The sequence below is a fragment of the Terrilactibacillus tamarindi genome, from assembly GCF_009718825.1.
GTDB classification, from domain to species: Bacteria; Bacillota; Bacilli; order Bacillales; family Sporolactobacillaceae; genus Terrilactibacillus; species Terrilactibacillus tamarindi.
This window is the reverse complement of sequence record NZ_WNHB01000041.1, coordinates 1-8,318: the sequence shown is the minus strand read 5'-3', so window position 1 is coordinate 8,318 and position 8,318 is coordinate 1. Positions and strand designations below refer to the sequence as shown.

The window sequence follows — 8,318 nt, the reverse complement described above, 5'->3', positions numbered from 1 at the left end:
GGTGCAATCTGAAAGCGAAGTGGTGCAATCCGGGAGTGAAGCGGTGCAATCTGAAAGCGAAGCGGTGCAATCCGGGAGTGAAGCCGTGCAATCTGAAAGTGAAGTGGTGCAATGCGGGAGTGAAGCGGTGCAATCCGACAGTGAACCATGATAATTAATCCACGAAAAAGGACCTTGTGAAATATTTATCAACAAGGCCTTTTCTATATTATTCACTCTTTGGCTTAATGAAAAAGGACACAACCAATCCAATGCCTAATAACATGGCTAACATTTCAAAAGTCAAAACATAACTTCCTGTGCTTAATAAATGTATTGTGATAACGGGTCCAAGAGTCGCTCCGATAAAAAGAATAAAGCTATATAGAGAAACGGCCGCTCCACGAGAAGCGCCTCCAAGCTGTCCCACTAAAGATATAAGGGTAGGAACACAAATCGCAATACCTGAAACAAAAATGACGCTCATGACAATCATAAAGATGAGATTAGTGCCTAAACCTATAAAGGCAAGGCCGATGACAGCAAGAAACAATCCGCCATTCAATACTTTTGTACTACCAAAACGAGACACTAATCGTCCAGCAAAAGGAGACAGTAACATTCCCAGGATCCCAATAGATCTAAAATATAATATGTTTTGGTTATTTAGATGATAAGGTGAATGGCTTAAATAGCTTCCTAAAGCCGTATACATTCCCACGAAAGAGAGTAAGAGCATGACAGTAATAAGGTAACATAAAATGATGGGCCCACGAGTAAGTAATTTGCCCATACTAATATAGGGTGTTAAAAGCGGGGTATCCTTTCTCATTTCCTGACTTTTTGGTGTCAAGAAGATAACAATAAGCATGGTCATGAAGTAAACTGCTCCAAGAAAATAAAAGACATAACGCCATCCGAATGATTGACTAACGACACCGCTCATGACTTGCCCTGCTATGCCAGCCATTAAAAAGCCAGAACTAATGAATCCGATTGTTGTCACCCGCTTCGCTATTGGGAACATTTCAGCTGCATACGCAAGCATCGATAGAGGTACGATCGCAGCCGCCATTCCTTGGATTCCGCGGGTTAATATAATAAATGGAAGGCTATTCATTAACCCAATAATAGGAGTAACAATCGAAAGGCTTATTAAGCCAATGAGCATCACGCGTTTGCTTCCAATTCTTTCAACCAAAGGACCAAAAATTAAAAAACTCATAGCATAAAATAATGAGAAGGCACTACTTACCCAAGTCGCTTGTGATAAAGAGACATGAAATGAATTTGAAAATAGGTTCACTAAAGGGATAGTTATATAGAGTCCTGAGACAACAACCAACCCACACCAAAATAGAACCAAGGTGATCATCGAATAACTCTTATTAGTAGAAACTTGATTCAATTGACGAGCCGTTTCTTCCATGAAAATTTCACTCCTTATCGTTGTAATTCATCTTTTACATCAGGGAATACGGCTAGAAAGTTACATAATCCCCCGGCTGGAATGGTTAGCATCATCGCTTCTTGAATTTCTTCTTTTGTTGCACCAGCCTCGAGTGCTTTATGGATATGGACTCGAACGGCGGGTGCATACCGTACTGTTGTCAATATACCAAGGTATACAAGTTGTTTTGTTTTTTCATCTAAAGCGACTCCGGCGACAGTGTTGAATAATTCTCCAAAAAGAACACCTGACTCAGGGAAGGTTTCTTTAAATTCTTCAAAAGCTGGATTTTTGACCATGTTAGATTGCTCCTTCTGAATAGTTTCTTTGATTCTACTTTTATTTTGGATCAGTAGCTACAATGCCAGCTTGTTCCCCACTGGATAATGGCACATCGTCTAAGATAACTGGCATCAGTTAATCCTTTCATCCATTCTCGTTTTGCATTTTCATCCATGCCTTCCCATGCTTTGACATTAATAACGGGTATAAATAACGTCACTCCTTTTCATGGGTTGTAATTATATTACTTAGATTGTAACCTATTTACGTAAAAAGTCAATTAATTAATCATGCAATTTGTCATTTAAGTTCAATTGACGTAAACTATCTACAGAAGTAAGGTTCGGAGGTTAATGTGATGACGAATAACAACTCATCGAATGATGTTTTATTAGACTTTAATTTACTAAGCCGATTAGTTGTCGGAATAGGTGAGGTATCAGATATGACAGGCATTCCAAGACGTAAAATTCGTTATTGGGAGGAAAAAGGAATTATTCAATCTGAAAAGGATGCCGAAGGGTCTACCCGAAGATATAATTATATTAACATCAAAAAGGTACTATTAATAAAAGAACTCTTAGAGGATGGATATACCCTTGATGCTGCTGCCCAGAAAGTTGAACTAAGAATGAAGAGTATGAATGAAACGTTTAGACAACTGGCTAAATTCATGGATAAAGATCTATCTACCAATGATCTTAAAGAATAAAGAAGGGCTACGTCTCGATTCACCATTATATTAAATTAGATTAAAAAACATGAATTTTCAGGGGAGAGAGTAGAAGATGCTAGACAATATCACTCATCGGGATGCTCAGTTAAGCGATTTATCGGAGATTGTCGATATTTATAATTCAACCATTTCCAGCCGGATGGTCACAGCAGATTTAGAGCCAGTGACGGTAGAAAGCAGGAAACCGTGGTTTGAAGAACATTCGCCAAATTTTAGACCACTTTGGGTTTTTGAAATGAACGGAAAAATATGTGGATGGCTGAGTTTTCAATCCTTTTATGGCAGACCGGCGTATAATGGTACAGCTGAACTTAGTATTTATATTCATGAAGCTTTTAGAGGCAAAAAGTTGGGTCAGTATATTGTTAGAGAAGCGATGAAAGCTTGTCCTAAACTCAAAATAAAGACATTACTCTGTTTTATCTTTGGGCACAATGAGCCTAGTCTGCGTTTGTTTAACAAATTTGGTTTTGAAGAGTGGGCGAACTTACCTAAAGTCGCGGAACTTGATGGCATTGAGCGAGATTTAATTATACTCGGTAAGCGTATTACATTTGTGAAGTAATGTAGGATAGTTTGGTACAAACCAATCGAATTTTTAATTTACCATAGGTAAAATATACCTCCTGATATAGTGTTGTTCTTAGGGTTTTTGTTATCAATAGTAAAGCGAGAAATGAGTGAACGTATTGATATTTATTGAAGTTATCTTGCCGGTGATTCTGATTTTTCTTAGTGGTTATATCGTTCAGAAAATTTTTAAATTAGATATTAAACCGATATCCACGATCGTCATTTATATCTTAATGCCTGCCCTTGTTTTTCAAACGTTTTATACAACCCCATTGAATAGTGGATTATTTTATATCGTGGTTACATCCATACTCATCTTTTTAGCCTTGGCGATCGTGATCATCTTATTGTCACGATTCACTAAACAAGACTTGGAACAAGAAAATGCCTTGATGCTTACAGCTGCTTTTGCAAATAGTGGCAATTATGGGGCTCCAATTGTTTTATTTGCATTTGGTCAAGCTGGAATGAATTATGCTATTCCTTTAATGGTTTTTCACTCCATATTAATGAGTGTTTTTGGAATTTACTTTGCGGCACGGGGTCAAGCTGGTATAAAGGTCGCTATAAAGGTCGTATTAAAACAGCCGACAAACTATGCTATTATTCCGGCCATACTCTGTCAAGAATTTAATATTAAAATACCTATACATTTTTATGAAAGTATCACATTAATTGGAAATTGTACGATACCTATAGTTATGGTTATATTAGGTATGCAGCTTGCAGATGTAAAGGCGAAGAACGTAGATTGGAAAAATATTAGTCTTGCAACAGTGATACGACTCGTTCTTTCACCCATCATCGCCTATGTCATATGTCTCTTTTTTCCACTTACTCCCTTGCTGCAAAAAGTCATTATCATTATGGCGGCCATGCCTACGGCAGCAACGACAGCTATGTACGCCATTCAATTCAATACAAAACCGCAATTTGTATCTAGTGGCACTCTTGTGACAACCTTATTAAGTTTCGCGACACTCACCGTCTTATTAACTATTTTACATTAATCGTCATCCTTCAAATTGATTAAATAGTGAACCCAAACGTATTAAGCTAAAGTACGTTGCAGTGAATAAACATTCACTTAAAAAGAAATAAGAGGATGTTAAACGGAGTAAAGAGAAAATTAGCTTTGGTTAATCACTTAAATTTGGACAGATTTACTAATTTTTGATTTAATAGTAATTATCCCTTTCCTTTTCGTCTAACTAGAATTTAACAAAACATCATCGTTTGATTTATAAAGGAATAAAATAACTTCTATACACAAAACTTAATAAAAAGGAGGATTTAGCTAAAAACAAAACAAAAATAAGTGGCTGTTTTCTTTATTTCCAGTTGTTTTACGGATAGATCCCCTACCAATGCATCTTCAATTCTTCTTAATACTTGAGATTGGGGGGCTTATTTCATGTTAAGTGAGATAAAATAACGGACTGCTAAAATACAAAATAAAAAATATATGCACGGAGGACTACATGGAAGCAAAAATCAATTCAAAGGCCATATTAATCACGTTTATGATTGGTGCTTTTTTCTCTATTTTAAATGAAACATTGCTTAATATTGCGCTTACAGAGCTTATGAATGTTTTTCATGTCGATGCACCAACAGTACAATGGCTAGCTACAGGATTCATGCTTATCATGGGTGTGTTGATGCCAATTTCTGCCTTGTTAATTCAATCGTTTACGACAAGACATATGTTCATTGGTGTTATGACGATATTCCTTGTCGGCACAATTATTGCTGCTAGTGCAGTTAACTTTCCGATGCTATTAACAGGACGAATGATTCAAGCGGTTGGAACAGGACTGTTAATACCCGTTATCATGAATACCTTACTATTGTTATATCCACCTGAGGTTCGTGGTAAGATTATGGGTACATTTGGGTTAGTAATTATGTTCGCCCCTGCTATTGGACCAACCTTATCAGGCGTCATTGTTGATACTTTGGGTTGGCGCTGGCTATTTATCTCGGTCATTCCGTTTGTCGTATTTTCCATTCTTTTTGCTTTGAAGTATTTGCAAAATGTCGGTGAAGTGACAAAACCAAAAGTAGATGTTCTATCCATATTACTCTCAACGATTGGGATTGGCGGATTGGTATATGGGTTTAGTAGTGCAGGCGAAAACAAAGAAGGCTTTTTATCCATATCGATTTTAACCTATATCATTGTCGGTGCCTTAAGTTTAGTGTTTTTTGTTTGGCGCCAGTTGAAGTTAGCGGAGCCATTATTGGATGTTCGGGTATTTAAATATAAAAACTATGCCTTAGGTGTCATTGTGTTTGTGATTGTGGTTATGGCGATGTTCGCATCAGAGATCGTCATGCCAATGTATTTGCAGGGACCACTAGGATATACTGCGAAGGTGGCTGGATTGGTCCTTCTTCCAGGTGCACTACTGAATGGTCTCATGTCACCATTAATGGGTGCGCTCTTTGATAAAGTAGGTCCTAGTAAATTAATCATTCCAGGTACGATCATTCTAACAGGTGTCATGATTTTTTATAGTAATATTAATCCTTCTGTTCCTCTTTGGGCCTTTATATTGGTGTATATTGTGTTAATGTTATCGATTTCAGCCATTATGATGCCTTCTCAGACAAATGGATTAAATGAACTCCCGAAACATTTATACCCACATGGCACAGCTATTGCTAATACATTGCAACCTGTCTCGGGAGCTCTCGGTGTTTCTATTTTTGTTAGTATTTTAACGGGTCGTAGTAAATACTACTTGGAGCAACACTCTGGACCACCTACAGAGGGAGTCGCCCATCAAGCGATGACCTATGGCGTGCATCATGCGTATTGGTTTGCCCTAGGGTTATGCATTGCCGCCTTTATTATTGCCATTTTTATTAGAAAAGCGATTTCGCCAGATGCAAAAGCAAGCGAGACTAAAGTGTCTTAATAGTCATGTAAAAGCCACATTTCCTTTGGGGATGTGGCTTCTTACTTCAAATCATTGTACCTTTGGATATAGTGAGGCAGAAGATAACGAAGGAACATTAAAAACAACAATTTTGTGTCGATAACAATAATTCAGATTATTAACTTGATTTCTAATAGAGCCTTTGTTACAATCACTATTAATCTTTCTAGGAATATATGTCATTTTTTGCGGGTTTTGATAGATTAATAGAAAGAAAAATTGAATAAAGAAGGGTCAAATATGAAAATAGCCGTTGCAGGATCTGGTGCCATGGGATTAAGATATGGCATCCTATTACAAGAGGTAGGAAATGACGTTCACTTTTTGGATACGTGGGATGAAAACCTTGCAGCTATTAAGAAGAATCGTGGCGTGAAGGTTTGGCGAGATGGTGAAAATCCACGTATGGTTAAAGTGAATGTCTACAGACCTGAAGAATTTAACGAAAAAGTAGATTTAATTATCGTCTTTGTTAAAGACATGCACACAGATGAGATGATGAATAAATGTAAGCATTTAATTGATAAAGACACTTACGTTTTAACCAATCAAAATGGTATTGGTAGTGTTGAAGTGATTGAGAAGTATGTTAGCAAAGATCGGATTATTGCAGGGACAGCCGTTATCGCAACCGTGCTAAATGGGCCTGGCGATGTTGATTTTATTGGAAAAAGAGGGGCTGGATCAGTCAATCTTGTTAATGTAACAGAAAAACCAGATTCGTTTACCTATGAATTAGTTGAAGAAATGAAGAAAGCTCAAATGAATCCTGCCCTAAAAACAAATTACAAGGGTACACTTTGGACCAAACTTTTCTTAAATGCTGTGGCCAATACGCTATGCACCTTAATGAATATTACGATGGGGACCTTTGCCTCTTATTCTAATTGTAAAGAACTTACTGAGCGAATTGTCTATGAAGCTTACCAGGTTGCAGAAGCTGATGGCGTAAAACTAGAGCAAACACGCGAAGAAATTGTTGAACATATTTTGTATGTTTCAAAATATGGAAATCCATTGCATTATCCATCTATGCATCAAGATATGAGTACAGGGCGTCCAACTGAAGTTGATTATATCAACGGGGCTATCGTAAAAACGGCCAAAAAACATGGTTTAGAAGCTCCTACCAGTGCATTGCTCGTTGATTTGGTGCATTTAAGAGAGGAAATGAGAGAAAGTAAAGTCTTAATATAATAGATTTTGTTGATGAGAATAGTTAAGCATGGGCTTTGCTATTCTCATTTTTTTATATAAATCTATCTTATTATCGATAAATTATAGCAAAAGAGAGAAAATGTAAGTTTTTGTCTTTTTAATGATCATTTTCTGAATAAATATTAAAAACACTTGGAAATCTGACAATAAACGGGTTATAATTAATTATTATAAAATTCAAAAACTCATCTTAAAGCATCTAAAAATACTATTTTAATAGATGCAAGGGAAACCGGGAGGAAATTCACGATGAAGAAGTTTTCTGCTTTAGCTTTTATTTTAGCTATTATATTAATTCTATCAGCTTGTGGATCAAGTCAGGATAGTAGTGGAGACTCAAAAAAAGGTAGTTCAGAACCTAAGAAAACGTTGAAAGTAGGTACCGATGCGTCTTATGCACCATTTGAATACATGGATAAAGGTAAAATTACGGGTTTTGATGTCGATTTTCTTAAAGCAGTCATGAAAGAAGCCGGTTATAAATATAATCTCGTTAATGTTGGATGGGATCCATTGTTTGTTGAACTGAAAAATAAAACATCTGATTTAGGTATTTCTGCCATCACAATTAACGATGAAAGAAAACAAACGTATGATTTCTCTAAAGCCTATTTCTTATCAACAAATGAAATTCTTGTACCTGAAAACAGCAAAATTAAGTCAGCTGCGGATTTAAAAGGTAAAAGAATCGCTGTACAAAGTGGAACAACGGGTCAAGAAGCAGTCGAAAAATTAATAGGGAAAAATAATAAAAACATCAAGAAATTCAAACAAAATACGCTTGCCATACAAGAACTCATTCATGGCGGGGCTGACGCTGTTGTTGCTGACAATACAGTTGTAGAAGATTACGCAAAAAACAATCCAAATCAAAAGCTAAAAGTTATTGCAGACAAGAAAGCCTTTGCACCAGAGTATTATGGGCTTATGTTCCCTAAAGGAAGCAAGCTAAAACCTACTTTTGATAAAGCCATCGAAACATTATACGATAATGGCACATATGAAAAAATTTATAAAAAATGGTTTAAAGTAAAACCTGACGTCGCCAACTTAAAAGCTCAAAAGTAAGAGGCATGAACTTATAAATAGTGAAATTGCGTAACTCGAACTTAAGTGTTACGCAATTTTTTCATTT

The 8,318-nt window shown here is 36.5% G+C and carries 9 protein-coding genes; 6 read left to right on the top strand and 3 right to left on the bottom strand.

The window, feature by feature from the left end; translation table 11 throughout:
• Positions 1-208 precede the first annotated feature (208 nt).
• From GMB86_RS15195 to GMB86_RS15870, 3 genes are read right to left on the bottom strand one after another with little or no spacing between them, the layout of a single operon-like run.
• Positions 209-1,408 (bottom strand): MFS transporter, encoded by a 1,200-nt coding sequence (locus GMB86_RS15195; protein WP_155221376.1) that lies wholly within the window; start codon positions 1,406-1,408, stop codon positions 209-211.
• 14 nt (positions 1,409-1,422) lie between these two features.
• Positions 1,423-1,728: a carboxymuconolactone decarboxylase family protein gene (locus GMB86_RS15190; RefSeq protein ID WP_155221374.1), complete on the bottom strand. Its 306-nt coding sequence runs from the start codon at positions 1,726-1,728 to the stop codon at positions 1,423-1,425.
• A gap of 50 nt (positions 1,729-1,778) precedes the next feature.
• Positions 1,779-1,931 (bottom strand): tautomerase family protein, encoded by a 153-nt coding sequence (locus tag GMB86_RS15870; protein WP_230459145.1) that lies wholly within the window; start codon positions 1,929-1,931, stop codon positions 1,779-1,781.
• A 138-nt stretch (positions 1,932-2,069) separates the two neighbouring features.
• Between GMB86_RS15870 and GMB86_RS15185 the strand changes: the two genes are divergently transcribed.
• The 6 genes from GMB86_RS15185 (at position 2,070) to GMB86_RS15160 (ending at position 8,251) form a co-directional block, all read left to right on the top strand.
• Complete coding sequence (locus GMB86_RS15185) at positions 2,070-2,423, top strand: MerR family transcriptional regulator (protein WP_155221372.1); 354 nt, start codon at positions 2,070-2,072, stop codon at positions 2,421-2,423.
• A gap of 76 nt (positions 2,424-2,499) precedes the next feature.
• Complete coding sequence (locus tag GMB86_RS15180) at positions 2,500-3,012, top strand: GNAT family N-acetyltransferase (RefSeq protein WP_155221370.1); 513 nt, start codon at positions 2,500-2,502, stop codon at positions 3,010-3,012.
• A gap of 115 nt (positions 3,013-3,127) precedes the next feature.
• On the top strand, positions 3,128-4,030 hold the full coding sequence (locus GMB86_RS15175; RefSeq protein ID WP_329602965.1) for an AEC family transporter: 903 nt from the start codon (positions 3,128-3,130) through the stop codon (positions 4,028-4,030).
• 471 nt (positions 4,031-4,501) lie between these two features.
• A complete protein-coding gene (locus tag GMB86_RS15170; protein ID WP_155221366.1) occupies positions 4,502-5,944 on the top strand; it encodes an MDR family MFS transporter in 1,443 nt (480 codons plus the stop codon).
• Positions 5,945-6,205: 261 nt separating this feature from the next.
• Positions 6,206-7,162 (top strand): ketopantoate reductase family protein, encoded by a 957-nt coding sequence (locus GMB86_RS15165; protein WP_155221364.1) that lies wholly within the window; start codon positions 6,206-6,208, stop codon positions 7,160-7,162.
• Positions 7,163-7,432: 270 nt separating this feature from the next.
• Entirely contained in the window at positions 7,433-8,251 is an 819-nt protein-coding gene (locus tag GMB86_RS15160; protein WP_155221362.1) for a basic amino acid ABC transporter substrate-binding protein, read from the top strand.
• The last annotated feature ends 67 nt before the right edge of the window (positions 8,252-8,318 follow it).

Bases quoted from the DNA above. Each gene is read 5' to 3' on its own strand.
- GMB86_RS15195 (WP_155221376.1), bottom strand. From the start codon at position 1,408: ATGGAAGAAACGGCTCGTCAATTGAATCAAGTTTCTACTAATAAGAGT.
- GMB86_RS15190 (WP_155221374.1), bottom strand. From the start codon at position 1,728: ATGGTCAAAAATCCAGCTTTTGAAGAATTTAAAGAAACCTTCCCTGAG.
- GMB86_RS15185 (WP_155221372.1), top strand. From the start codon at position 2,070: ATGACGAATAACAACTCATCGAATGATGTTTTATTAGACTTTAATTTA.
- GMB86_RS15180 (WP_155221370.1), top strand. From the start codon at position 2,500: ATGCTAGACAATATCACTCATCGGGATGCTCAGTTAAGCGATTTATCG.
- GMB86_RS15170 (WP_155221366.1), top strand. From the start codon at position 4,502: ATGGAAGCAAAAATCAATTCAAAGGCCATATTAATCACGTTTATGATT.
- GMB86_RS15165 (WP_155221364.1), top strand. From the start codon at position 6,206: ATGAAAATAGCCGTTGCAGGATCTGGTGCCATGGGATTAAGATATGGC.
- GMB86_RS15160 (WP_155221362.1), top strand. From the start codon at position 7,433: ATGAAGAAGTTTTCTGCTTTAGCTTTTATTTTAGCTATTATATTAATT.